The 24,332-nt window shown below is 61.7% G+C and carries 22 protein-coding genes and 1 pseudogene; 9 read left to right on the top strand and 14 right to left on the bottom strand.

Annotation, left to right across the window (positions count from 1 at the left end):
- Positions 1-58 precede the first annotated feature (58 nt).
- From NKH17_RS10155 to ehuB, 5 genes are read right to left on the bottom strand one after another with little or no spacing between them, the layout of a single operon-like run.
- Positions 59-787, bottom strand: a complete 729-nt coding sequence (locus NKH17_RS10155) for a GntR family transcriptional regulator (RefSeq protein ID WP_352895666.1) — start codon at positions 785-787, stop codon at positions 59-61.
- Positions 784-1,563: an ectoine/hydroxyectoine ABC transporter ATP-binding protein EhuA gene (gene ehuA, locus NKH17_RS10160; protein ID WP_302895675.1), complete on the bottom strand. Its 780-nt coding sequence runs from the start codon at positions 1,561-1,563 to the stop codon at positions 784-786. The genes NKH17_RS10155 and ehuA overlap by 4 nt, the downstream gene beginning before the upstream one ends.
- Complete coding sequence (gene ehuD, locus NKH17_RS10165) at positions 1,560-2,219, bottom strand: ectoine/hydroxyectoine ABC transporter permease subunit EhuD (RefSeq protein ID WP_254818530.1); 660 nt, start codon at positions 2,217-2,219, stop codon at positions 1,560-1,562. The genes ehuA and ehuD overlap by 4 nt, the downstream gene beginning before the upstream one ends.
- Positions 2,216-2,944: an ectoine/hydroxyectoine ABC transporter permease subunit EhuC gene (gene ehuC / locus NKH17_RS10170; RefSeq protein ID WP_352476742.1), complete on the bottom strand. Its 729-nt coding sequence runs from the start codon at positions 2,942-2,944 to the stop codon at positions 2,216-2,218. The genes ehuD and ehuC overlap by 4 nt, the downstream gene beginning before the upstream one ends.
- 55 nt (positions 2,945-2,999) lie before the next feature.
- The gene (ehuB, locus tag NKH17_RS10175; protein ID WP_352807697.1) at positions 3,000-3,869 is read right to left on the bottom strand and encodes an ectoine/hydroxyectoine ABC transporter substrate-binding protein EhuB; all 870 of its coding nucleotides are present in this window, start codon (positions 3,867-3,869) and stop codon (positions 3,000-3,002) included.
- A 196-nt stretch (positions 3,870-4,065) separates the two neighbouring features.
- On the opposite strand from ehuB, the gene NKH17_RS10180 reads away from it, so the two are divergent.
- The 6 genes and pseudogenes from NKH17_RS10180 to NKH17_RS10205 all read left to right on the top strand — a co-directional run bounded on the left by NKH17_RS10180 (position 4,066) and on the right by NKH17_RS10205 (position 11,556).
- Positions 4,066-5,301, top strand: a complete 1,236-nt coding sequence (locus NKH17_RS10180) for a M24 family metallopeptidase (protein ID WP_352970687.1) — start codon at positions 4,066-4,068, stop codon at positions 5,299-5,301.
- A gap of 74 nt (positions 5,302-5,375) precedes the next feature.
- Positions 5,376-6,524 (top strand): M24 family metallopeptidase, encoded by a 1,149-nt coding sequence (locus tag NKH17_RS10185; protein ID WP_352895668.1) that lies wholly within the window; start codon positions 5,376-5,378, stop codon positions 6,522-6,524.
- A gap of 10 nt (positions 6,525-6,534) precedes the next feature.
- Positions 6,535-7,790: pseudogene (locus NKH17_RS10190) on the top strand (sarcosine oxidase subunit beta family protein).
- A gap of 13 nt (positions 7,791-7,803) precedes the next feature.
- A complete protein-coding gene (locus NKH17_RS10195) occupies positions 7,804-8,100 on the top strand; it encodes a sarcosine oxidase subunit delta (protein WP_502910585.1) in 297 nt (98 codons plus the stop codon).
- Positions 8,097-11,051, top strand: a complete 2,955-nt coding sequence (locus tag NKH17_RS10200; protein WP_352895669.1) for a sarcosine oxidase subunit alpha family protein — start codon at positions 8,097-8,099, stop codon at positions 11,049-11,051. Before NKH17_RS10195 ends, NKH17_RS10200 begins: the two co-directional genes overlap by 4 nt.
- Positions 11,044-11,556, top strand: coding sequence for a sarcosine oxidase subunit gamma family protein (locus NKH17_RS10205; protein WP_352895671.1), 513 nt, complete (start codon positions 11,044-11,046; stop codon positions 11,554-11,556). The genes NKH17_RS10200 and NKH17_RS10205 overlap by 8 nt, the downstream gene beginning before the upstream one ends.
- On the opposite strand, the gene NKH17_RS10210 is transcribed toward NKH17_RS10205, so the two are convergent.
- From NKH17_RS10210 to NKH17_RS10250, 9 genes are all read right to left on the bottom strand, one after another.
- Positions 11,492-11,818, bottom strand: a complete 327-nt coding sequence (locus NKH17_RS10210) for a cupin domain-containing protein (RefSeq protein ID WP_352895672.1) — start codon at positions 11,816-11,818, stop codon at positions 11,492-11,494. The two genes, NKH17_RS10205 and NKH17_RS10210, sit on opposite strands and share 65 nt — an antisense overlap.
- Positions 11,819-12,018: 200 nt before the next feature.
- Positions 12,019-12,894, bottom strand: a complete 876-nt coding sequence (locus NKH17_RS10215; RefSeq protein WP_352895673.1) for an aldose 1-epimerase — start codon at positions 12,892-12,894, stop codon at positions 12,019-12,021.
- Between the two features lie 5 nt (positions 12,895-12,899).
- A complete protein-coding gene (locus NKH17_RS10220; protein WP_352508675.1) occupies positions 12,900-13,700 on the bottom strand; it encodes a FadR/GntR family transcriptional regulator in 801 nt (266 codons plus the stop codon).
- A 2-nt stretch (positions 13,701-13,702) separates the two neighbouring features.
- Positions 13,703-14,704, bottom strand: a complete 1,002-nt coding sequence (locus tag NKH17_RS10225; RefSeq protein WP_352970692.1) for an ABC transporter permease — start codon at positions 14,702-14,704, stop codon at positions 13,703-13,705.
- On the bottom strand, positions 14,701-16,221 hold the full coding sequence (locus NKH17_RS10230) for a sugar ABC transporter ATP-binding protein (protein WP_352895676.1): 1,521 nt from the start codon (positions 16,219-16,221) through the stop codon (positions 14,701-14,703). The genes NKH17_RS10225 and NKH17_RS10230 overlap by 4 nt, the downstream gene beginning before the upstream one ends.
- 93 nt (positions 16,222-16,314) lie before the next feature.
- Positions 16,315-17,298 carry a substrate-binding domain-containing protein gene (locus NKH17_RS10235; protein ID WP_352701558.1) on the bottom strand — a complete coding sequence of 328 codons (984 nt, stop codon included), beginning with the start codon at positions 17,296-17,298 and terminating at the stop codon, positions 16,315-16,317.
- A gap of 32 nt (positions 17,299-17,330) precedes the next feature.
- The gene (locus NKH17_RS10240) at positions 17,331-18,107 is read right to left on the bottom strand and encodes an SDR family oxidoreductase (RefSeq protein WP_352646022.1); all 777 of its coding nucleotides are present in this window, start codon (positions 18,105-18,107) and stop codon (positions 17,331-17,333) included.
- A gap of 5 nt (positions 18,108-18,112) precedes the next feature.
- Positions 18,113-19,285, bottom strand: a complete 1,173-nt coding sequence (gene dgoD, locus NKH17_RS10245) for a galactonate dehydratase (protein WP_352646020.1) — start codon at positions 19,283-19,285, stop codon at positions 18,113-18,115.
- A gap of 605 nt (positions 19,286-19,890) precedes the next feature.
- A complete protein-coding gene (locus tag NKH17_RS10250; protein ID WP_352777262.1) occupies positions 19,891-20,475 on the bottom strand; it encodes a glutathione binding-like protein in 585 nt (194 codons plus the stop codon).
- A 404-nt stretch (positions 20,476-20,879) separates the two neighbouring features.
- Here NKH17_RS10250 and petA point away from each other — a divergent pair, with 404 nt between their 5' ends.
- Genes petA through NKH17_RS10265 form a run of 3 tightly spaced genes read left to right on the top strand, consistent with a single transcriptional unit; the run spans position 20,880 to position 24,241 of the window.
- The gene (gene petA, locus NKH17_RS10255; RefSeq protein ID WP_352896013.1) at positions 20,880-21,389 is read left to right on the top strand and encodes a ubiquinol-cytochrome c reductase iron-sulfur subunit; all 510 of its coding nucleotides are present in this window, start codon (positions 20,880-20,882) and stop codon (positions 21,387-21,389) included.
- A 15-nt stretch (positions 21,390-21,404) separates the two neighbouring features.
- Positions 21,405-22,700, top strand: a complete 1,296-nt coding sequence (locus tag NKH17_RS10260) for a cytochrome b (protein WP_352895677.1) — start codon at positions 21,405-21,407, stop codon at positions 22,698-22,700.
- A gap of 23 nt (positions 22,701-22,723) precedes the next feature.
- Positions 22,724-24,241, top strand: a complete 1,518-nt coding sequence (locus tag NKH17_RS10265) for a mechanosensitive ion channel family protein (RefSeq protein ID WP_352807673.1) — start codon at positions 22,724-22,726, stop codon at positions 24,239-24,241.
- The last annotated feature ends 91 nt before the right edge of the window (positions 24,242-24,332 follow it).

Genomic DNA, 24,332 nt, shown 5'->3' on the forward strand with positions numbered 1-24,332 from the left:
TTCGGTTTTGACTATCGCTGTCGCCGACCTTGGCGGCCAGCACAACCCGAGGGGCTGACTATGTTGCTCTATCCAGATTCGCCTCGCCTGCATGACGCATCATGCGGCGAAAGCTCATTGAGATGTGCGCCCGCCTTATGTGCCCTATGGACTCCCAGTCACCGATCTCGGCGGCGGCAAGGACCTCTTCCATTTCGCGGCGGAACGCGGTGAACTCCTCGACAAGGCCCAATTGCGGCATCATCTTCAGGACGACGCGCGCGACCTGAAAATACAGGCGCTCGCTGATCTCGCGCAGCGGCTGGTTGCCGGTCATCGCCGTGAGCTCGTAGAAAAAATCCATGTTGAGGCGCAGGAAAGCGCGCTGGTCGGGATTGAGTATATCGGCATCGCAACGCGCGATGAGCGCCCGTATCCGGTCGAGATCGTCCGCCGTGCGCGGGATCGGCGAAAGCTTGCCGACGAGGAGCGCCAGCTCCAGGCGCACATGATAGACCTGCTGCAATTCCTCGATATCGACATCGGTGACGATCGTGCCGACGCCGTGGACGGATTGAACCAGACCCTCGGATTCGAGACGCGCCAGGACACGCCGGACCGGCGTGCGGCTGATCTCGAATTCCTGGGCAAGTTCTTCCTCGGACAGATGGCTTCCCGGCGCGTAATCGAGCAGGCAGATGCGGTCGCGCAGTATCCGGTAAATGCGTTCAAATCGCTCCCGGGCCGAGAGCGGACGTGGCGGCGCGGCGGTCACGGCTGTGCGCGTGGCATCTGTCTCAAGCGTCATCCAGCCTCCAGGACAGCGTGCAGGAACTGCCGTGTCCGCTCGTTCTTGGGGGTGCCGAACAACTCGCCTGGCGGCCCTTGCTCGCAGATCTTGCCCGCGTGGAAAAAGCAGACACGATCGGAGAATTCCTTGGCAAATCCCATCTGGTGGGTAACCATCAGCATGGTGAGGTCATGCTCCCTACCAAGTTTTCGGATGACTTCAAGCACTTCGCCGACGAGTTCGGGGTCGAGCGCCGAGGTCACCTCGTCGAACAGCATGATCTTGGGCCGCATGGCGCAAGCGCGTGCGATGGCGACACGCTGCTGCTGACCACCGGAGAGCTGCGAGGGATAGTGGTCCTTCTTATCCGATAAGCCGACCATGTCGAGCAGTTCGGCGGCACGCGCCTCCGCATCGGCCCGCTTCATGCCGAGCACGGTTATCGGTGCCTCGATGCAGTTCTGCATCGCCGTCATGTGCGGGAACAGGTTGAACGACTGGAACACCATGCCGATCTTGGCGCGGATCTTGCGGATGTGGGCGAGATCGGCGGGAACAAGTTTGCCGTTCCTCTCCATATGGGTCAGCGGCTCGCCTTCAACCCAGATGACACCGTCATTGATCGTCTCCAGCGTCATCAGCATGCGCAGCACCGTCGTCTTGCCGGAGCCGGACGGGCCGATGATGGAGACCTTTTCGCCGCGTGCTATTTCCAGATTAAGCCCGTCGAGAACGGTTAACGTGCCGTAGCGTTTCGATACATTGTCGAAGCGAACCATCGGTTGTTCCGTCATCGCATGGTCCTCCGGTTGAGCAGGCCTTCGAGGGAGCGAATGAGCGCAGCAGAAACCAGGCTCATGGCAAGGAAGAACAGACCGACCAGCGTCATCGGCTCGGTGTAGCGGAAGGTTTCGGAGCCAATGATCTTGGCCGTCTGCATCAGCTCCAGCACGGCGATTGCGGACAGCAATGGCGTCTCCTTGAACAAGGCAACCAGATAGTTGCCGAGCGCCGGAACGATCGGCGGAATCGCCTGCGGAATGATGATGTCGCGGAACGTTGTCCAGGCCGAAAGATTAAGTGCGATCGAGGCTTCCCACTGGCCGCGAGGGATGTTGTCGAAACCGGCGCGATAGACCTCGGAGCAATAGGCGGCATAGTGGATGCCGATGGCCAGCACCCCGGCGGTGAAGGCGTCGAGCACGACACCGAATTTCGGAAAGACGAAATAGAGAAAGAATATCTGGATAAGCAGCGGGGTCGAACGGATCAGTTCGACCAGCACCGAAATTGTCCAGCCGGTCCACGGCACGGCGATACGGACGACGGCCAGCACCAGGCCAAGCGAGGCGGCAAGTGCAAAGCCGATCAGCGTCGCCTCGATGGAGACGATGGCCGCGCGGGCGAGCACCGGCAGGATTTCAAAAGCAAATGCCCAGTCCCAGATCATGCTGCCTTCCCTCGCGCCAGTCCGATCGATGCCCGCCTTTCGAGAAGCCGCATGCCGATGGTGAGAACCAGCGACATTGCCAGGTACATCAAAAGGACAAGTGTGAAGATCGGAATGGTCTTGAACGTATTCTGGTTCATTTGCTGCGCCTTGAAGGCGAGGTCGGAAAGCGTGATCAGCGACACCAGCGCTGTCGATTTCAGAAGCTCGATGAACAGGTTGCCCCAGGGCGGGATCATCGCCACAAAGGCCTGCGGCAGGATGATCCGGCGCAACATCTGTGGCCGGCTCATGTTCAATGCCGTACATGCCTCCCACTGGCCGCGAGCGACCGAAAGGATCGCACCACGCACGACCTCCGACCCGTAGGCACCGACGTTCAGGCCGAGTGCCAGGACTGCCACCACGAAAGCGTTGATCGTGACGCCGAATTGCGGCAGCACGAAAAACAGCCAGAACAATTGTACCAATGCCGACGTTCCGCGGAAGATCTCGACATAGACCGTGGCCAGCCATCTGAGCGGCGTCGGGCCATACATCCGTGCAAGTGCTGCAAGCACGCCCATGACGATTGCGAGCAGGCTGCCGAGGACGGCGATCTCGATTGTCAGGACCGCGCCTTGCAGCAGCCCCGGCATGAACACTCGATAGCTTTCCTGTGTTGCCAAGGCGCCGATCACGACGAGCGCGATGACCAGCATGGCAACGAGCGTACGGATACCCATGCGATTCCCCCGGAGAAAAAAGGGCGGCGCTTTCGCGCCGCCAGCAGTTGGGAACCTACTTGCCCGCGCAAAGCTCCGCGGTGGTCTTGTTGGGGAGGTAGTCCTTGCCGAAGCCGAGCGGCTCGACCAGCGCAATATGCTCCGGCGAACCGATGAACTTCTTCAGCTCGGCGTTGAACGCCTGCTGCAGGTCGGTGTCTTCCTTGCGGAAGCCGAAGCCGCCATGACCTTTCACCGATTTGCCGGCAACCTCGCCGAAGGGCTTGGTCGATTCGACGCCGTCGGCTTTCTTGGCCATATCGGCGATCGAAAGAGCGGTCAGCGCAGCAGCGTCGGCGCGGCCCGACTGGACGGCCGCGACCAGGCTGGACTGGTCGGGCAAGGAGACAATCTGCCCACTGGCAACGCCCGCTTCCTTGGCGAAGCCGCCTTCGACGGCGCCGGCCATCACGGCAAGCTTGAGATCCGGATTGTCCTTGATGCTGGAAAAATCCTTGATGCCTTTCGGATTGCCTTTTGCCACCAGCATAGCCTCGCCGATACCGTAGGACGGCTCGGAGTAGTTGATCTCGGCGCAGCGCTTCGGAGTGATGAACATGCCGGCGGCGATGATGTCGAAGCGGCCGGCCTTGAGACCTGGAATGAGCGAGCCGAATTCGGTCAAAACACCGTCGACCTGCGGTATGCCCATCTTGGCGAGCACCGCCTTGGCGACTTCCGGCGCCTCGCCGGTCAGCTTGCCGTCTGGCGTGGCGTAACCGAACGGCGCCTCGTTGGCGAAACCGACGCGGATGTAGCCGTCCTTCTTGGCCCGTTCGAGGGTGGTTTCCGCGTGAGCGGACAGCGACGTCAATGACGTCGCGGCGAGCGCGATGCAGGCAGCCGCTTTCACGACCATGCGGCGCGATATCGATGATTTGAGCATGCTTTTCTCCCATTGGACAACTGTGGATGGTTCCCAGGGCGCGGCCTTCTTCGAGGTCGACGCCTGCTTGATAAGACGTATACAACTGCCCTAGACATTTCGCAAGCAGAGATATAGAAACCATGGAAATTCGGCGATAATTCGTAGTTAGCCAACAAATTGACGTCGAGTTGTGCACAATTTGGCCCGTTTGCCCATGTTGATCAAAGGACAAGCGGCGTACCTGGAAGGCAGGATTTCGGTGGCGACTGCGAACGGGTTCGGGACATTCACGCAAGCGGAGTATGGGCAGCGCCTCGCCGGCGTGAAGACACGCATGCAAAAAGCCGGCTTCGATCTCATCGTCTGTCAGGATCCAGCCAACATGTGCTGGCTGACCGGCTATGACGGATGGTCGTTCTATGTTCCGCAGTGCGTCCTCGTCCATCTGGAGGAGGATCGGCCGATCTGGTTCGGCAGGGCGCAGGATGCCAAGAGCGCGCGCCTGACAACCGGCCTGCCGGAGACAAACATCGTGCCGTTCTCGGAGCGGCTGGTGCAGCAGCCCGTCGAACACCCCTATGACGAACTCGCCCGACTGATCCGGTCGCGCGGCTGGGAAAAGGCCCGTATCGGCGTCGAGATGGACGCGCATTATTACACTGCGCGCTGCCACGCCCACCTTGTCGAAGGACTGCCCGAAGCGCACTTCGCCAACAACCACGATCTCGTCAACTGGGCGCGGCTGGTCAAATCCGAAGCCGAGCTGGTGCTGATCCGCGAGGCGGGTGCGATCTGCACGCATGCGATGAACCGCGCCATCGAGAAAATGCGGCCCGGCGTGCCGCAAAACCATGTCATTGCGGAAATCTATCACGCACAGATCATGGGCGTGCCCGGAGCGGGCGGCGACTATGCCGCGATCTGTCCGCTGATGCCCGTTGGCGAAGGCACCAGCACGCCGCATCTGACGTGGTCCGACGCGCCGCTGCCGGACAGCGGCCTCGCCATTCTGGAGATCGCCGGCGTGCGCCGCCGCTATCATGCAGCCCTGACCCGGACGGTACATTTCGGCAAGCCGCGGCAAGCCATCCTCGACATGGCCAAGGCGATCGTCGAGGGTGTCGACGCTGGCCTCGAGAAGGCGCGCCCCGGCAACACCGCCGAACAGGTGGAAGCCGCCTGGCAGGCAGTCCTGCGACGGAACGGGCTGAAGAAAGACAGCCGCGTCGGCTATCCGGTCGGGCTCGCATACCCGCCCGATTGGGGTGAACGCACCGCAAGCCTTCGTCCGGGCGATACTACCGAGATGCAGCCTGGGATGTGCTTCCATTTCATGGCCGGCGTCTGGCTCGACGATTTCGGCATCGCCATCTCGGAATCGTTCGTCGTCACGGAACGCGGCGGCGAACGCCTCTGCGATGTGGCGCGCGAACTCATCGTCATCGACTGACATGGCGGCCGGGAACCCGGCTGCCGAAAAGACCATGCCCGCCAGCAAGCCGGCAACAAGCACGAGGACGCCCGATGGACCGCAATCCTTTTTCCGAAGCCGAAATCGCCGGCCGCCTGGCAAAGGTCCGTACTGCACTGATTGAGCGTGAGCTCGACGCGGCAGTGTTTGCCTCGCCGGAGAACGTCTTCTATCTCACCGGGCTTGATCACTGGGGGTATTTTGCCCCTCACCTGCTGATTGTCCCGCTCCGGGGAAAACCTGTTCTGGTCACCCGTTCGATGGAGAAGGTGACGATCGAGAAGCAGGTGAAGGCAGCGGAATTCCGTGGCCATTCCGACAGCGAAACGGCGGCGGACCTTGCCGCGCGGGTGCTGGCAGAGCTCGGCCTATCCGGCAAGCGGATCGGCCTCGAATACTGGACAGCCGGCCTTAGCCATGGACTTGCCGTGGCACTCCAGATGAAAGCCGATGCAAAGTGGAGCGACGTCTCCGGTCTGATCGACAAAATGCGGCGGGTGAAAAGCGCCGAAGAACAGGCGCTGATGCGGCGGGCGGCACAAGTGACGGACGCCGCCGCCGGTGCCGCGATCGCGGCGATCTCCGATCGCGCTTCCGAACAGGAGGTCGCCGCCCAATGTGTTGCGGCAATGATCCGCGCCGGCGGTCATGCGCCGGGCTTCGGACCGTTCATCCGCCCGGCCGCGCGCCTGGGTGAAGAGCACACAACCTGGGGCGACGGGATCTACCGCAAGGGCGAGCCCGTCTTTGTCGAACTGTCCGGGTGCATCTCGCGCTACCACGCCCCGCTCGGCCGGCTCGTTCGCATAGGCCACATCAGCGATGAAGACGCCACAATGGCGGAGGTGACCGCCAAGGCGTTCAACGCGGTCGTCGAGGCGCTACGGCCGGGCGCCAAGGCGCGCGATGTCTACGCCGCCTGGCAGGCCGTCGCCGACGAGGCCGGTCTTTCCCACTATCGCCGCCATCACTGCGGTTACCTTGTCGGCGCCGGCCAGCCGCCGTCATGGACCGGCGGCAATTCGGTGACCGGCTTGAGGCACGATTCCGACCTCGAGATCGAGACCGGGATGAGCTTTCACATCCTGTCGTGGCTGATGGGAACGGGTCGCGGCAATGACTTCGTCTCCAACGCGGTGCTGTTGACCGATGCGGGCGCCGAAGTGCTTACCCGCACGCCGGCCTGCCCGATCATTCGATAGGCCTGCACACATGGCGCGCTACTCGGCATTTTCGGTTTTCCGCAACGCGCTGTCAGGCCAGAAGAACTGGCAGCGAGCCTGGCGGGCCGCGGAGCCAAAATCGTCCTATGACGTGATCGTTATTGGCGGCGGCGGACACGGCCTGGCCACCGCCTTCTACCTCGCCGAGAACCACGGCATCCGTGACGTCGCGGTGCTCGAAAAGGGTTATGTCGGCGGCGGCAATGTCGGCCGCAACACCACCGTCATCCGCTCCAACTACCTGCTCGACGGCAACACCCAGTTCTACGAATTCTCGATGAAGCTTTGGGAGGACATGTCTCAGGCGCTGAATTTCAACGTGATGTTCTCCCAGCGCGGTCAACTCGTCACGGCGCATTCGGCCGATCAGCTCGACGGTTTCAGCCACCGCGCCAACGTCATGCGGCTGAACGGCATCGACGCCGACATCCTCGACCGCGAAGACGTGCGCCGGCTGGTGCCCTATCTCGATTTTTCCGACACCGCCCGCTTCCCGATCCATGGCGCCATCTTTCAGGGCCGCGCGGGCACGGCACGCCACGACGCCGTCGCCTGGGGCTATGCGCGTGCCGCCGACAGCCATGGCGTCGACATCATCCAGAACTGCGAGGTGACAGCTTTGTCCGTGACGGCGACAGCATCGTCGGCGTCGAAACGACGAAAGGCCGGATTGGCGCCGGCAAGGTCGGCCTCGCGGTCGCTGGCCACACGTCCGTGCTCGGCGCCAAGGCTGGGCTTGAACTGCCGATCGAAAGCCATGTGCTGCAAGCTTTCGTCACCGAGCCGCTGAAGCCGCTGGTAGATCACGTCGTGGCCTATGGCGCCGACCATTTCTACGTCAGCCAGTCCGACAAGGGCGGATTGGTCTTCGGCGGCAATCTCGACGGCTACAATTCATACGCCCAGCGCGGCAATCTCGGCGTCGTGCGCGAAGTGGCGGAGGCAGCGATTGCGCTGATGCCATGCATTTCGCGCGTCCGTCTGCTTCGCCATTGGGGCGGCGTCATGGACATGACCCCCGATGCCAGCCCGATCATCTGCCCGACGCCGATCGAGGGTCTCTATCTCAACGGCGGCTGGTGCTATGGCGGCTTCAAGGCGACGCCGGCTTCCGGCTGGTGCTTCGCCCACACGATCGCCACCGGCAAACCGCATCCCTTGATCGCGGCCTACGGGCTCGATCGTTTCCGCACCGGCCACACGCTCGATGAGGCCGGCGCCGGCCCTTCCGCCTGGCTGCAATAGGAGGCGGGACAAAATGCTGCGCATCGAATGCCCCTGCTGCGGCCCGCGTGACCCTGACGAGTTCCGCTATGGCGGCGATGCCTCGGTCAAGCGTCCGGCCCATGACGATCCCGATCCGGAGGCCTGGTACCGTTATGTCTATGTCAGGACAAACCCGGCCGGCCCGCACCGTGAATTCTGGCAGCACGTGACCGGTTGCCGGCAATGGCTGGTGGTCGAACGCGACACCCGCAACCATGCCATCGCAGCCGTCGACTTCGCCAGAAAATTGCGGGCCAGGAAATCAACTCTCAGGAAGTCACCGGAATGAGTTCAAACCGCAAACGGCTGTCGGTGGGTGCCCGCATCATCCGCGAGCAGCCGGTCGAGTTTACCTTCGACGGCCGCAAGCTGGCTGGATATCGCGGCGACACGCTTGCCTCCGCCCTGCTCGCCAATGGCGTCACGCTGGTCGGGCGCAGCTTCAAATATCATCGCCCGCGCGGCATTTTTTCCGCCGGCCCCGAAGAGCCGAATGCGCTGGTTACGCTCGGGACCGCCGGGAGGCGCGAGCCGAACCTGCCGGCGACCACACTGGAACTCGCCGACGGTATGGTCGTGGAGAGTCAGAACCGCTGGCCATCGCTTGCCTTCGACATGCAAAGCGTCAACGGACTGTTGGCACCGTTTCTGTCCGCCGGCTTCTACTACAAGACCTTCATGGGCCCGACGCGCCGCGCCTGGATGTTCTACGAGCACTTTATCCGCAAGGCTGCCGGTCTGGGCAGAGCCGGCACCGGCGCGGATCCCGACCACTACGAGGTTCGTCATGCCTTCGCCGATGTCGCCATCGTCGGCGGCGGCCCGGCGGGATTGTCGGCGGCGCGGGCGGCCGCCGCGGCCGGCGCGCGGGTCGCGCTGATCGAGCAGGATTTCCTGCTTGGCGGCCAGCTTCTGGCGCAACCGTCCGACAGCGCAGCGGCCGCATGGCTGCGGCAGGCCGAGGCCGAGTTGGAGGGCTTCGAAACCATCAGGGTGATGAAGCGGACGACCGCTTTCGGCAGCTATGACGGCAATGTCCTGGGACTGGTCGAACAGCGCGATCCAACCAATCCGCAGCCGAATGGCGAGACACGGCAGACGGTCACCATGCTGCGCGCCCGCTCGATCGTTTTCGCCACCGGCGCCATCGAGCGGCCGATGGTGTTCTCGAACAACGACCGGCCCGGCGTCATGCTTGCCTCGGCCGCCCGGACCTATCTCAACCGTTTCGCCGTCCTGCCGGGCAAGAAAATCGTCGTCGCCACCACCAATGACGGTGCCTGGCGCACCGCCTTCGACTATGCCGCAGCCGGCGCGGAGGTGACGGTTGCCGATCTGCGCCCCGTCCCGCCCGCAGCACTTGCCGCAGAAGCCGCACGGCTCGGCGTGGTGGTGCGGGCCGCAACGCGCATCGTCGACCTGCATGGCGGCCATGCGATCAGGCGCGTAACGCTCAATGGTCCGGAGGGACAATCTTCGGCCGCCTGCGACCTGGTCTGCATCTCCGGCGGCTGGTCGCCAACCGTGCATCTCACCTCACACCTCGGTGTCAAACCTGTGTATCGCGACGACATTGACGGCTTCGTGCCGGGCGTCTTTGCAGCCAGCCAGTTCGGCGCCGGCGCAATGATAGGAGCCTATGCGACCGCCGCTGCCGTCGAGGACGGCCATCGCGCCGGCATCGAAGCGGCGGCCTACTGCGGCAAGTCGGCGCCGGTGTCCGCTCCATCGAAACTCGATCTCGGTGAGACCGCCTCGACCGTCCTTCGCAAAGCCCTGCCCGCTGGACGTGCAAAGGCCTTCGTGGATTTCCAGATGGACGTGACGACCGGGGATATCGAGCTCGCCCATCGCGAGGGCTATGAATCGGTCGAGCACCTGAAGCGCTACACTACGCTCGGCATGGGCACCGACCAGGGCAAGACCAGCAATTTTCCCGCGCTTGCCGCCATGGCAGCGCTGCGCAACGCAACGATTCGTGAGACCGGCACCACGACCTTCCGCCCGCCCTATACGCCGGTTGCCATCGGTGCGCTTGCCGGGCGCGCCATCGGCCATCATTTCAAGCCGATCCGCCGCACGCCGATGCACGATTGGCACATGGCGAACGGCGCCGAGATGCTCGAGGTCGGGCTCTGGATGCGGCCCTATTTCTACCGGCAGTCGGGACGTGACGTGAACGACGCCTATGTCGCCGAAATGCGGAATGTGCGCCAGGCCGCGGGGCTGATGGACATCTCCACGCTCGGCAAGATCGATGTCCAGGGCCCGGATGCGGCAATCTTCCTCGACCGCGTCTACGCCAACGGCTTTGCCAAACTGGCGGTAGGCCGCGCCCGCTACGGCATCATGCTGCGCGACGACGGTATCGTCTTCGACGACGGCACCACGACGCGGCTGGCGCAAAACCGGTTCTTCATGACGACCTCGACCGCCAGGGCGGCCGATGTGCTGTCGCGTCTCGAATTCCTGCTCGACACGGCCTGGCCGGATTTGCGTGTGGCCGTCACCTCGGTCAGCGATGAATGGGCGGCAATGTCGGTTGCCGGGCCTAACAGCCGCGCAATCCTCGGTGCCGCTTTTCCTGCCCTTGACGTTTCCGATGGGGCACTTCCGCACATGGGACTACTCGAAAGCGAGTGGGAGGGCCGTGGGCTCCGCATCTTGCGTCTCAGTTATTCCGGCGAGCGCGCTTACGAAATCTATGTCGGCGCCACTGCCGGTGAACAGCTCTGGAGCTGTCTGCTCGAAGCCGGCAGACTGCTCGAGCTGAAGCCCTATGGCGTCGAGGCGCTTGGCGCGCTGCGAGTCGAAAAGGGCCATGTCGCCGGACCGGAGATCGACGGGCGCACGACGCTCGATGATCTCGGCCTCGGCCGCATGGCCGGCAAGCGCAGCGGCTTCGTCGGCGACGTCCTGCGACGGCGCCCTGCCCTCCAGGCCCCCAACCGACAGCGCCTGGTCGGACTGGAATGCATTGAGGACGGAAAACGCCTGCGCGGCGGCGCCATCCTGTTCCTGCCGGATGAGAAAATCCATGGCCATGGGCGCGGTCGCGTCACCTCTGTCACTTTCAGCCCCGAACGCGGCCATTATGTCGGGCTGGCCCTGCTTGCCGGTGATGTCGCGGCAGAAGGAAGCGAGGTCGTAGCAGTTTATCCGATGAAGGCCGAAACGGTTCGCGCCCGCGTTGTCTCGCCGGTATTCGTCGATCCACAGGGAGAACGGCTGCATGGCTAGCTTGACCTCTTCTCGGGATTTCAGCCTGTCCGTGGCAGATTGTCCGCTCATCCAGATCGAGGGCTGGGACGCGACATTGACGCAATTCGAAAAGAGCGTCTCGGCGCCGCTGGGCAAGAAACTTCCCGCTTCGGTCGGAGAGACGGTTCGCCACAACGGGCTTCTAATTATCCGCGTTGCACCTCGCCGCCTCTGGCTGGCTCTCGACGAAGGCACGCAAGCGCCTGCGCTTGCCGTCGACCCCGATCTCGGCTGTTCCGTTCCCCTCGCGGAAGGTCGTGTTCGTTTGCAAATGGCCGGCCCTGGTATCGCAAGGCTTCTGTCCGGCTGCATTGCCGTCGACTGGCACGCGCCGGCCGCCGCTCCGGGCCGCGCCGTGCTGACATCCTTCCATCACGTGTCCGTGCTCTTCCTGCGCACCGGCGAGACCGCGTGCGAACTTATCGTGCCGCGAAGTTTTGCCCGCAGCCTCTCGGATTGGATCGCCGACGGCCGGGATTCTTAAGCTGCTGCGGGATGCCGCGCTTCAAAAACATGCTCTCGCCGGGCGAGAGCGTTCGGACCACACCGTCCACAATTGCGGTCAACTGCCCTTCGATGACGTAGACAGTCTCGTCGTCATTCGCATGAACATGGACTGGCATTTTCGTCTGCCCGTCGCTTCTGTTTTCGAACAGACTCAACAAGCCTCCCGTCTGTTCACCGGAGACAAGTCGCTTCATGACGGTGCCTGCGAGCACGAATTCCTTTGGGTCAACATCCGTCATTGATCCACCCTACCAGCCCATATTTGGAAGGCCGTCAAGCAGACGAGCTGCGCGGCGACAACCGGCAAACGTCGAACGGGCTCACGGGTTCCGGTCGCCGGAGTTCCTCTTCCCAGGCTCCGTTTGAATGAAAGGCCGGCTTCGTTCTCCCCAGACGTGCTGCCGAGATCCGCCAATTCGAGGGCGCAGTTGAGGTCCGCCTAACTGACGGCAAAGCTGCAACGGGCTGCCAGACCCTCGCCGGGCCCAAGCACCGACAGTCCATTCCATTTGTCGATCGAACCACGATTGTGAGCATCGACAGCATGACTGACCGGTTCAAAACAGAAGAAGTCGCTCTCGTCCGATGGCGAATAGACCAGGTAGAAATTCAAGGGAGATGAAGCTTTAATCCGCAGGCTGCAACTGTGCTCCGGCCACGATATGGTGGCGACGCCGCTCCAACCGGCAAACAGATTGTTTATCCATCCACTCGGCAATATGACTGGGGCGCCGAAATCCCAATCGGGATGGGTTTTGACATCCACAAACCGTTCGGGGAGATGGCTGGGCAGTTCGAGACAAACCTGCGAGGCCGGCGCATGAAGCGCGGTTCGTGCCGTTCTCGGGAACCATGGATGGATGCCAAGCCCGAACGGCAATCTGATCGATGCCTGATTGAGGATGCGAAGCTTCAACTCGAGCCCCTGTCCGGCCAGCGCGTAGCGCACCTCGGCGCGATATCGGTATGGGCCGGGCCCGTTGCTGATGAGGGACAGCTTCGCGTTGTCTTGCGCTACGCTGTCGACGTCCCACTCGCTGGAAAATCCATTTCCGTGGATGGGAAATGGCTCGCCTGCAACATTGGCAGGCAGTTCGTGGAATTTGGAGTCGAATGTGAACCCGCCGCCTGAGATGCGATTCGACCATGGCAAAAGCAGGTTGCAGGCAAGGTCGAACGGGTTGCTGCTCCCGCCGTTTGGCCAAGGCCTGAAGAGCGGCACGCACCCATAGTCCAGTCTCGCAAGACCTGCCCCAAGCGATGGGGCGATTTCAGCAGACAGGTCTCCGCTTCTGATCTTGATCGTCCCGACCATCCGCTTCAGAGGATATCGGCCTTGGCAGCTGCGATCGGCTGTTGACGGCGGCCTTTGCGAGCCACTGCAAGAAGGTCGTTCGACGCGATCCCGATGAGCGCCTTCATCTGATCGTGAGCGTCGTCGGCCCTGCGCATCCTAATTGCCTCCAGCACGTCGCCATGCGCGCTGAGCGTCTGCTGGTAATTGGCGGTGGCCGATGTGGTCAAGCGGAAGGAGAAGCTGAGAGCGGCCGCAAGCATATTGCCGAGATTGGCGAACACCGGGTTGCGGCTGGCACGAAGGATGGCGGTATGAAATCTGACGTCGGCATCGAGACACGCAGCAAGGTCATCCTGTGGAGCAATGCGCATGGCCTCATAGGCGGCTTCGATGACTGCGAGATCGCCTGACGTCGCCATCTTGGCCGCAAGTTGGGCGGCAGCGGGTTCAATGACCAGTCGCGCCTCGATCAATCCGCGGACGAAATCGAGATCGGGCTCGATATCGCGCATCCATTCCAGAACCTGTGCATCCAGCCTGTTCCATTCGCTCGACGCGCGCACACGCGTCCCGGCCCGCTTGCGTGCCTCGATCAATCCTTTCGCCGAAAGCGTCAGAAGAGCATCGCGAAGTGCAGTGCGGCTCGCCCCGTAGATGACGCAAAGTTCGGCTTCCGTTGGCAGCACGGAATGCTGCGCGTAGGAGCCGGCGAGGATGCGCTGTCCTAGATCGCGTGCGATGCGGTCCTTGAGCGATGACGTGGTGCCATCTGCGGCAGGAATGTCCTGCTTGCCCTGGCCAGTCGAAGCGATCGCCGCGTCCATCGTCATGTCCTGTTCAAGTGGTACTCGGCAATTACCACAGCAAGTATCAGCAGCGAGCCCTTGGCAAGCAACTGATAGAAGGTTGGCACGGACGTCAGTATCATCCCGTTGTTGAGGACGCCAATGATGGCGACGCCCAGCAGCGCGCCGATGATCGTACCCTTCCCGCCCTGCAAGGCGCAGCCACCCAGCACGGCCGCTGTGATGGCCTCGAGTTCCAGACCTTGGGAACCGGATACGGGCTGCCCCGAGCCGGTACGGGCAGCCAACAGAATCCCGGCCAATCCGGCCGCCACGCCACTCATGATGTAGATGCCGACGCGGTAGCGGTTGATGTTGATGCCGGAGAAGCGCGCTACAACGGGATTGCCGCCCAGGGCATAGATGTTACGCCCAACGATCGAGCGGGCAAGGAAGAGATGGAACACGATCGCGGTCAGCAAAAGAATCCAGATCAGCAGAGGCAGGCCGAGGATTCGTCCGATCCCGATGAAGCGGAACGTGTCGCTGAAGATCGCGATCGATTGCCCATCGGACATGATGAATGCGATGCCGCGGAAGATCGCCATCGTACCGAGAGTCGCGATGACTGCGTTGACCCGCCCATAGGTGATGATGATGCCGTTCACAAGACCGGCAAGACCGCCCAGGACCAGGCCGGCAACAATGCCCACCGCAGGCGAGCCCGTCGACTGGATGGCCATTGCCGTCGATACAGTGGTCAGACCAACAATTGCGCCAACGGCGATATCAAGTCCGCCCGCGACAATAACCACGGTCTGGCTCATCGCCAGAACGCCCAGGATGGTAATGCCCAGGCCGATGTTCAGCAGGTTTCGGCTGGAGAAGAACACGTCGCCTCTCAGGGTGCCGAAAATGAGCACGAGGATGGCGAGAGCAACCAGAAGGCTTATGTTGTGAATGCCGATGCGCTCCGCGATGCGCAAGGACGCGCGCCTTTTGTCGGTTTGTGCTGTTGCTGTCCTGAGCTCAAGGCTATTCACTGAATTTGTCCTCCGAGCGATGGTACAGATTGCGGCATTGCGTGTTTCAGGATCGTGGCCTCGTCAATGTCAGGGCGGGAAAGTTCGGCGGTGATCCGGCCTCCAGCCATGACGAGCACCCTGTCGGCGAGCCCGATCAGTTCCGGCATTTCCGAGGAAATCAGGATTATGCCGATGCCGCTGGCGGCGAGTTCATCGATCAGGCGATAGATTTCCGCCTTGGCGCCGATGTCGATGCCGCGGGTCGGTTCGTCGAGGATGAGAAGCATCGGCTGCCGCGCAAGCCAGCGCGCGAGAACGACCTTCTGTTGATTGCCGCCCGACAGTTTCGAAACCTGTTCGTCGAGGTTAGGCGCCTTGATCGACATCTTTGCTGCGAGCGGTGAGACAATCTCCAGCGCCTTGCGTCGGTTGAAGAAGCCGAAGGTCGACATCCTGTCGGGCACGCAAAGCGAAGCGTTGTCAAGAATGCTGCGGAACAGCAGCAGGGCTTCGTGCTTGCGGTCTTCCGGGGCGAAGCCGATGCCCGCCACGATCGCTGCATGTGGGCTGTTAGGGCCAACGGGCACGCCATTCATCGTTATGGTTCCGCCGAGGCGCCGATCATAGCCGACGATCGCCTTCGCCAGTTCGGATCTGCCCGCCCCCATAAGGCCGGCGATGCCGAGCACCTCACCGCGGCGGACCTTGAGGCTCACATCGGTGACGCGGTCGGTGGTCAGACCCGCCACGTCCAGCAACGGTTTTCCCGATTGCCACGTCTCGCGCGTAAACAGATCGGCGATGTCGCGGCCGACCATGACCTTGGCTATGGTCTGCTCGCTGGCACCTGCCGCGGGGGAATCGTCGACCAGCCGGCCATCCCGCAAAACGACAATGCGGTCTGCTAGGTCGATGATCTCGTTCAGCCGGTGAGAGATGTAGACGATCGAAGTGCCCTCTTCGCGCAGCCGGCGGATTACTGAAAACAGACGGCGCGCTTCGTCGTCGGTCAGTGACGAGGTCGGCTCGTCGAACGCGATCAACTGGCCGCCGGCACGTATTGCGCGCATGATTTCGATCATCTGACGCTGCGCCGGACCGAGCGTGCTGCAGAGTTGCCGCGGCCGCATATCCTGTTGCATGCCGAAGGTCGCAAGCACCCGGTCGGTCTGTTCCTCCAGCCTGTGCCAGTCGAGCAGGACGCCCGCCAGCCGCGGCAGTTCCCCAACGAAAATGTTCTCGGCCACGGTCAGGTTCGGAACGATCTCCGGCTCCTGATGGATGACGCGTATTCCGGCCCTATGGCTGTCGCGCGGTTCGCCGAAAACGATCGGCGTGGAACCGTGCCGCACAGTGCCGCTGTCGGGCTCGAACACGCCCTCGAGAATTCGCATCATCGTCGATTTGCCGGCCCCATTCTCGCCAACCAGGGCGAGCACCTCTCCCGGCCGAAAGGCAATCGAGACGTTGTCGAGCGCCTGCACGACGCCGAAGCGTTTCGATACCCTATCGAGCGAGAAGAAATCCGATTGCATCAAAGCTCACTCCCGAGGATCGATCCTGTGTGCGCTGACAACCTGCCGGCTCAAAAAGCGTCATGCGCCCTACGGCGCATGACGCATAGCCGGTCAGTGGCAGAGCTTGGCTTTGTAGTCCGACGCAAAATTGTCGGCGGTGATGTATTCCGGGTCGGTGAAGGATTGAACCGGCAGCTTCGTTCCATCCTTGATCGAGGCCAGCAGAATCTTCACCGCAAGCGCGCCGTGATTTTCCGAATTGAGCCACATCGTGCCACGGAATGCCGAGGGCTTTCCTGATCCGAAGGCGTCGCAGGCGCGGCTCCCGTCGATGCCTATCCCCATGCCCTGGTCTGCGGTGTAGCCGGCATTCTCCAGTGCTCGCGCACCACCCAGTACGCCATCATCGTTGCATGAGTAGAATATCCAGTTCGTGACGCTGGGATTGGCCGTCAATGTGGTGGTCATCACGTCGATGGCGTTGACCATCGTGTTGTCGTAGGGGACGCGCAGGATATTCCCAGGCTTGAAATCGGGCACCGCCTTCAGGAACGCTTCTTCCGCGCCCTTGTTGCGCTGCATGCAGGTATCCGCCTTGCGATCCTCGATCGAGGCGATGCGCACCTCTTTGCCCGCCCAGCCGTCGGCCTTGTAGAGCTTGGCGAGCTCTTCGCCCACCCGCGCACCGATGTTGTAGGCATTCATGCCGACATAGGGGACCTGGGTGCCATCCTGGTAGTAGATATCGTCGTCGACCGCCACCAAGGGAATTTTAGCGGCCTTTGCTTTCTCCGCGATGACTGGTCCCAGCGCCTTGTCGGGGACGACGATGGCGATGCCTTTCACACCATCGCCGACCATCGTATCGAAGGTCGTGATCGTCAAATTGGCGTCGAACTGGACGTCCTGCGACACGAACGCGGCCCCGGCCGCCTCAGCCGCTTTCCTGGCGCCACCAACTTCGGCGACAAACCATGGATGGTCACCCATCTTGTTGATGTAGCCGATCTTGATTTCGTCTGCGCTTGCTGCGCCACTCATCAGTCCGGCAGCCAGTACCGCAAATGTCGCCAAAGCCTTTGTTGTGGTTTTCATGAAGATCCTCCCTGAGAGCTCTTTGGTGATTGCTAGTCGTGGTAGAGAACCGAGCGCCCACCATCGATGGTGATCGTCTCGGCATTTATGAACGGCGCTTCGTCCGAAGCGAGGAAAACCGCCGTCATTGCAACCTCGTCCGGCCGGCCGATGCGCTTGGGCGGATGGAGGTCGTAGGCTCGCCGCTTCTCCTCGGCGGGGTTCGGGAACGTGTTCCAGTAGGCCTCCGCGATCGGCGTCTCGATATAGCCGGGCGCGATCGCGTTCACCCGGATACCGCGTGCGGCGTATTCGATGGCCAGCGAACGGGTCAGCCCCAAAAGTGCATGCTTGGCGACCGGGTACGGGAACGTATGGGGAATGATCTGGAAGGCGTGACAGCTCGCTATGTTGACGATGGACCCCGAGCCCTTCGCCAACATCGTCGGCAAAACCGCCTTGGCGCAGAACCACGCGGCCTGGAGGTCGAGCTTAAGGCAGCGCTCCCATTCCTCATCCGGCATCATCAATGGTTCGTAGAAGACGTTGGCACCGGCATTGTTGACCAGAATGTCGACGCCGCCATAGACCGTGATCGTCCGCGCGACCATGTTCGCGACCGCGGATGCGTCGGTGACGTCAGTCTCGACGAACAGAGCGTCCGCGCCTTGTGCCAGCAGTTCGTCGGCGATCGCTTTCCCGCTTGCCGCATTCAGTTCGGCAATAACGGTCTTTGCCCCATGCATCGCAAAGGCGCGGGCGGTGGCGGCACCAATGCCCTGGCCCGCTCCCGTGACGATTGCGATCTTTCCTTGCAGCCGGCCTGCCATCGCATTCACCAGTCGACCACGGTGCCGTCCGGCATGACGGCATTACGGGCATGCAGCACTTCCTGCTTGAAGGGGTGGCGCGCGATCACGTCCTCATTGACGGTGACGCCAAGGCCCGGCAGTTCGGGCAGATCCCAGCGGCCTGGTTTACGCTGAATTGGCCAGGTGACGACGTCGTCATACCAGGCGACGGCACCGGACATCTCCTCCTGAATGACAACGTTCGGCGTCGATATGCCGAAATGAAGAGCAGCCACACCGGCGATCGGACCAAGCGGGTTGTGCGGCGCAAGGCCGATGCCTGCGGTTTCCGCCATGGCCGCGATCTTCTTCGTCTCGAGCAGACCGCCAGTGTGGCAAATATCAGGCTGGGCAATGTTGAAGGCGCGGACTGCGATCGAGTGCGTAAATTCGCGACGTCCGATCAGCCGCTCGCCGGAGGCGATCGGCACGGCTGATCGCGCGGTGATATGCGCCAGTCCGGCAACATCTTCGGGTGGAACGGGCTCTTCCGCGAACATGATGCGGGCCGGCTCGATTGCCTTGAGATAATCCATCGCCGCGTTAACCGATGCAGGGCGTCCGTGGAAATCGACCATGATGTCGATATCCGGGCCCACCGCCTCGCGAAGCGAGCCAACCATATTGGCAACGGAGTCGACTGCCTTGGCGGGCGATACGTAGTGGGTGTAGGGAACGCAGACGACCTTGACCGCATCGTAGCCTGCTTGCGTCACGATGCGTCCGCGTTCCACGATGGCATCCGCGGATCCGGTCTCATAGACCGCCTTCATGTCCCCGAGGCCGAGATGCGTGTAGGTGCGCAGATAGTCGCGGACCTGGCCGCCCAGAAGGCGCCAAACGGGGACGCCCAATGACTTGCCCAGGATGTCCCAGAGCGCGATCTCGATGCCGCTGACGGCAGACATTCCCTCGACGCCAAGACGCCAAAAGCCGTGGCGCGTAAGTATCTGGTAGCACTGCTCCACGTTGCGCGGATCTTGCCCGACGAGCAGGGCCTCAAGATCCTGAAGCGCCCCAACGACGGCTCGGGTCTTCCATTCCAGCGTCGCCTCACCCCAGCCAAACAGCCCGGGCTCGTCGGTTTCGACCCGAACGAAGACCCAGTTGCGCATTTCCGCATTGCAGACGCGCGCCTTGATGGCCGTGATTTTCATCGGTCCTCCCAGACCTGCCGTCTTTTTTGAAGGCAATATGTATGATTTATTACCAATAATATGGACGAGTCAAGCGCAACGTCGATGTGGGACCAGGGCCGCACCTCGATGTTCAGCTCGCAAACATCATGTCCTCGCCGCCCATCCAGCGCAGGTATCGGCAGCTCACTCAGCTTGCCTGATCGTGGCGGCGAACGTCATTGCTGTCGCACCGACAATGCGCCGGCGGCGATGATCAACCGTGTCGGGGCCTTACTCGCATTCATGATGAAGCCTCTATGACGACCAACAAGCGGGAACGACTAGACCCGCCCGCCTCATCGGCCGACAGGAAATATTGCGCTTACTTCGACGGTGACTGCGGCGAATCCAGTATTGCAACCACTCGGCCAGGGGGCAGTGCGGCGAGATCTGACGGAATATCAGTAAGGTCCAGCGTTTCCTCGATTTCCCTTCGGAGAAATTCGAGATGTAGGCCGTCCCCGCGCTTGGAAGCGGCTGGATGTAGCATCCGCAGAAACGGCAGCATGAGAATGACTCCTGATCTTCTGTTGGGGCGAGAGAATATGTTGCGTCTGATCTTATGCTCGCGGCCACCCTCGGCTTCAGACGAGGCCCTCACGATCCATTGCGATGCGCACGGCCGGTCGAGCAGCCATTCGGGCGCGGAGGGCTTGCAAAGGCGCGGGAACAGGGACGTGGAAGCGGGCCGCCCAAAGCAGCATCACGAAAAGATAAAAATCCGCGACGCTGGGTTTGTCGCCGAACAGATAGTCGGTCTTGAGCCCGTCAGCGAAGAACTCGAATTGGCTCGTAATCGTCGCGCTCGCCTTGGCCTTTTCAGCATCGCTGCTTTGGTGCCACATCGGCTTGAAGCTTCGATGTATTTCAGTCGAGACGTAGGTCAGCGCTTCGAGAACGCGCGTACGGCCCAAAGGCCCTTCCACTCCCAGTGCCGGGTATCGCGACGCGAGCCAATCGAGGACGGCGATGTTTTCCGTCAGCGTTTCGCCGCTATCCAACACGAGGGCTGGAACATACCCCTTGCGCGTCACGGTGGTGAAATCATCCCCGGAGGCCGTCCGCTTGGTTTTGAGATTGACGGTTTCGCGCTCGAAGGATGCACCAGCCTCCTCCAGCGCGATGTGGTCGGCCAGGCTGCAGGCGAGAGGGCTGTAGTAGAGTTTCACCGCTTTTCCCTTTTCTGAACCCGATTGAATCGCGCTGGTCGTCGTCGGGCGGAAAACCTGCCACGCGAGACAACCGCTCCAAGAACTCGCACTTGGCGGGGACGGCGACTACGACACCGACAGCTAGACGTGCCTATGCCGAGGTATGGTCGGGCTGAAGTTTGGGATCGCCGTGCGCAATGCCGGGGCATATCGGTTATCTGGAGGAATCCAGAACCTTCCATGATGGCATCATCGCCAGCCCGGCCAGTCCTTCGCTCAGGAAATCCTAAACGAAAGTATTGGACGCGCGTGCCGTTGGCACGATGGCTCACACTCGGCCACGGCCGGCATATTTCGGGCGATATGAGCAGACTGGAAAGGCGAAAGCCGTGGCCTGCTTTTGCTCGATTGCCACCAACGCGATGACGCAGCTTCCAGCAATAGGAGTCGCCACCATGGCCGACCTTTCCGAAACCTCCACAGCCGAGCACACATTGCGCGTCGAAGCGCCCGCCGCGATCGAGGTCGACGTCTCATCGCTGACGCCGGGAACGTCGCTGATCGTCGACTGGCATGGCAAGCCGGTGGTCGTACGCAACCGCTCCGAAAAAGAGAGGAAGGACGCCGAGGCGGTCAGTCTCCCCGAGCTCAAGGATCCAATTGCCCGCAACGCCAACCTGCCGGCCGACGCGCCGGCAACCGACGCCAACCGGGCTATTGCGGGCAAGGAGGCCTGGCTGGTGATGGTCCAGGTCTGCACCCATCTCGGATGCATCCCGCATGGTCAGGAAGGCGATTTCGACGGCTGGTTCTGCTCCTGCCATGGTTCGCAATACGACACCGCCGGCCGCATCCGGAAGGGGCCGGCACCCGAGAACATGGCGGTACCGGTGTTCCAATTCGTTTCCGACACCAAGATCCGTATCGGCTGAGGCAGGGGCATTTCGATGAGCGGCGACAAATACTCGACCTATACGCCCAAAACCAGAATCGAACGTTGGCTCGACGCCCGCCTGCCGCTGCCGCGGCTGGTCTATGACAGCTTCATCGTCTATCCCGTCCCGCGCAACCTGAACTACGCCTATACGTTCGGCGGCATTCTCACGATCATGCTGGTTTCACAGATCCTGACCGGCATCGTGCTGGCGATGCATTACGCTCCTGATACGGGGCTGGCCTTCAATTCGGTCGAGAAGATCATGCGCGACGTGAACTCGGGCTGGCTGCTGCGCTATCTCCATTCCAACGGCGCGTCGTTCTTCTTCATTGCCGTCTACATCCATATCTGCCGCGGGCTCTACTACGGCTCCTACAAGGCGCCGCGTGAACTGCTGTGGGTGCTCGGTTGCACCAACCTCCTGCTGATGATGGCGACGGCCTTTATGGGCTACGTGCTGCCTTGGGGACAGATGTCGTTCTGGGGCGCTACTGTCATCACCAACTTCTTCACGGCCGTCCCACTGATCGGCGACTGGCTCCAGCAGCTTTTGCTCGGCGGCTTCGCGGTCGATAATCCGACGCTGAACCGCTTCTTTGCGCTGCATTACCTGCTGCCATTTGTGCTTGCGGGCGTGGTGACCTTGCATATCTGGGCGCTTCACGTCGTCGGCCAGAACAATCCGACCGGCATCGAGGTCAAATCGAAAACCGATGTCGTAGACTTCACACCCTATGCCACCGTCAAAGATGCCTTCGGCATCCTCGTGTTCCTGCTCTTCTTCGCCTACTTCGTCTTCTACTTGCCGAACTATCTCGGCCATCCCGACAACAACAGCATCGCCAATCCGCTGAAGACGCCGGCCCACATCGTGCCGGAATGGTACTTCCTGCCGTTTTACGCGATCCTGCGGGCCATCACGTTCAATATCGGGCCGATCGATTCCAAGCTCGGCGGCGTGCTCGCGATGTTCGGCTCGATCGCGGTGCTGTTCCTGGTGCCGTGGCTCGACACCTCGAAGGTGCGCTCGGCGGTCTATCGCCCCTTGTACAGGGTGCTCTTCTGGCTGTTCGTTGCCAATGCCCTCTTTCTCGGCTGGCTCGGCTCCCGGCCGGCGGAAGGCGCATACGTCGTCATGTCGCAACTAGCGACGCTTTGCTATTTCGCGTTCTTCATCATCGCCATGCCGGTGCTCGGGCTGATCGAAAAGCCGCGACGGCTGCCGAATTCGATCACTGAAGCAGTACTCGAAAAAGACAAGGCCAGCGGCAGAGGCCCGATCGCCGGGCCGGAGACCAAACATTGAACTGGGCATTGCGGTGATCGTTCATGAACTGGTGGAACTCTCCTCTGGTCTACATCGTGTTGCTCGGCCTCGCCGGGATCGTCGTTTGGTCTCTCATCCCCAGACGCTTCGCCAATGCGAAGCTGGTCGTCCAACTCGCCTTTTTCGTCGCGATGTCGGCCATGGTTCTCCACCTGCGCGTCGTGCCGTACGAGGCCGCAGGGGACAACGAGACAACCGGAGGAGCGATCCTCATCGGCTCGGTCAAGCTGCTCTGGTGGGTTCACCTAGCCTGGGCGCTGATCGGATTTGTCCGCATCTATCTCGTCTTTGAGCGAAAGCCGCGCGAGGCACGTCTCCTGCAGGACGTCGTGGTCGGCATCGTCTATGCTGGAATGTTCCTGTCAATCCTGGCCTTCGTCTTTGCAGTGCCGGTCGGAACGCTCATTGCCACGTCGGGCGTGTTTGCCGTCATGCTGGGACTGGCGCTCCAGAATACGCTTGGTGACGTATTTTCGGGGATCGCGCTTAACCTCGGCCGCCCTTACGTGCTTGGAAACTGGATCATTCTGGGCGACGGAACCGAAGGCCGCGTTGTCGAGACCAACTGGCGGTCGACCCAACTCCTGACCCCGACCCACAATGTCGTCGCGCTGCCAAACAGCCTTCTCGCCAAGATCGGGGTAACAAATTTAAGCGGTCCGGACGAGAGCCATGGACTTGCCGTCACCGTCAAGATGGCGCCAACGAAGACGCCGGCGATCATCGTAGATCTCATGCGCACTGTCTTGCTGAGCTGCAATTCAATCCTCCAGGACCCTTCGCCTTCGGTTACCATCAGAAGCCTGGATGCTGCAGCTATCGAGATCGAGTTGTCGTTTCGCGTCGCAAGTATTGACCAGCGAAGTGCCGCTCGGAACGACATCTTCGATCTCATTTATCGCCATTCAAAGTCGACCGGCATGCTGCTGGCGCAGCCACTTTCGGGCTCGATTGCCATGACCAACCGGCCGAGCGACGAGACGGCAGCCTCGCAAGGCTTCACCCCGATCGAGCTTATCAATTCCATACCGGTATTCTCGGCACTGACGGGTACCGAGCAGGAGTCGCTCGCCAAAGCGGCCTCGGTTCACACCTACCATAAGGGCGAGATCATCGCACGACAGGGAGAGATGCTGCCGTCGCTCATGATCGTACGGACGGGCGTCATCGTCCGGCAAATTGGCGAGGACGACGATCAACTGCAGGAGATCGGCCGGCTTGCACCTGGCGATTTCTTCGGCGAGACCGGCCTGCTCGCCGGCATTGGCGAGATGTCGAGTTTGCGGGCAATGACCCCTGTCACGGTTTACGAGATAGACCAGGAAAGCTTTGCACCGCTGCTGCACGACCGGCCCGAAATGGCCGAAGATCTTGCCGCGATCCTGTCGATGAGGGTGTCGGCTTTTAATGAAAGCGGCATCGCCGGACAGCACCACGCGAGCTCCAAATTCGCGCTCCTCAAAGCCATTCAGACGGTCTTTCGCGCCGCTCCGTTCAAGCGCGTTCGAGCACCTGGCTGACAAGGCATGCAGAAGGACAGAGATCCATGACCATCCGCCAAAGCGATATCACAGGCATCGATCCAGCCGGCTATCTGTGATTTTGCGGACG

The organism is Mesorhizobium sp. M1334 (genome assembly GCF_040317995.1).
GTDB lineage: Bacteria > Pseudomonadota > Alphaproteobacteria > Rhizobiales > Rhizobiaceae > Mesorhizobium.

Bases quoted from the DNA above. Each gene is read 5' to 3' on its own strand.
- NKH17_RS10155 (WP_352895666.1), bottom strand. From the start codon at position 787: ATGACGCTTGAGACAGATGCCACGCGCACAGCCGTGACCGCCGCGCCG.
- ehuA (WP_302895675.1), bottom strand. From the start codon at position 1,563: ATGACGGAACAACCGATGGTTCGCTTCGACAATGTATCGAAACGCTAC.
- ehuD (WP_254818530.1), bottom strand. From the start codon at position 2,219: ATGATCTGGGACTGGGCATTTGCTTTTGAAATCCTGCCGGTGCTCGCC.
- ehuC (WP_352476742.1), bottom strand. From the start codon at position 2,944: ATGGGTATCCGTACGCTCGTTGCCATGCTGGTCATCGCGCTCGTCGTG.
- ehuB (WP_352807697.1), bottom strand. From the start codon at position 3,869: ATGCTCAAATCATCGATATCGCGCCGCATGGTCGTGAAAGCGGCTGCC.
- NKH17_RS10180 (WP_352970687.1), top strand. From the start codon at position 4,066: ATGTTGATCAAAGGACAAGCGGCGTACCTGGAAGGCAGGATTTCGGTG.
- NKH17_RS10185 (WP_352895668.1), top strand. From the start codon at position 5,376: ATGGACCGCAATCCTTTTTCCGAAGCCGAAATCGCCGGCCGCCTGGCA.
- NKH17_RS10195 (WP_502910585.1), top strand. From the start codon at position 7,804: ATGCTGCGCATCGAATGCCCCTGCTGCGGCCCGCGTGACCCTGACGAG.
- NKH17_RS10200 (WP_352895669.1), top strand. From the start codon at position 8,097: ATGAGTTCAAACCGCAAACGGCTGTCGGTGGGTGCCCGCATCATCCGC.
- NKH17_RS10205 (WP_352895671.1), top strand. From the start codon at position 11,044: ATGGCTAGCTTGACCTCTTCTCGGGATTTCAGCCTGTCCGTGGCAGAT.
- NKH17_RS10210 (WP_352895672.1), bottom strand. From the start codon at position 11,818: ATGACGGATGTTGACCCAAAGGAATTCGTGCTCGCAGGCACCGTCATG.
- NKH17_RS10215 (WP_352895673.1), bottom strand. From the start codon at position 12,894: ATGGTCGGGACGATCAAGATCAGAAGCGGAGACCTGTCTGCTGAAATC.
- NKH17_RS10220 (WP_352508675.1), bottom strand. From the start codon at position 13,700: ATGGACGCGGCGATCGCTTCGACTGGCCAGGGCAAGCAGGACATTCCT.
- NKH17_RS10230 (WP_352895676.1), bottom strand. From the start codon at position 16,221: ATGCAATCGGATTTCTTCTCGCTCGATAGGGTATCGAAACGCTTCGGC.
- NKH17_RS10235 (WP_352701558.1), bottom strand. From the start codon at position 17,298: ATGAAAACCACAACAAAGGCTTTGGCGACATTTGCGGTACTGGCTGCC.
- NKH17_RS10240 (WP_352646022.1), bottom strand. From the start codon at position 18,107: ATGGCAGGCCGGCTGCAAGGAAAGATCGCAATCGTCACGGGAGCGGGC.
- dgoD (WP_352646020.1), bottom strand. From the start codon at position 19,285: ATGAAAATCACGGCCATCAAGGCGCGCGTCTGCAATGCGGAAATGCGC.
- petA (WP_352896013.1), top strand. From the start codon at position 20,880: ATGACGCAGCTTCCAGCAATAGGAGTCGCCACCATGGCCGACCTTTCC.
- NKH17_RS10260 (WP_352895677.1), top strand. From the start codon at position 21,405: ATGAGCGGCGACAAATACTCGACCTATACGCCCAAAACCAGAATCGAA.
- NKH17_RS10265 (WP_352807673.1), top strand. From the start codon at position 22,724: ATGAACTGGTGGAACTCTCCTCTGGTCTACATCGTGTTGCTCGGCCTC.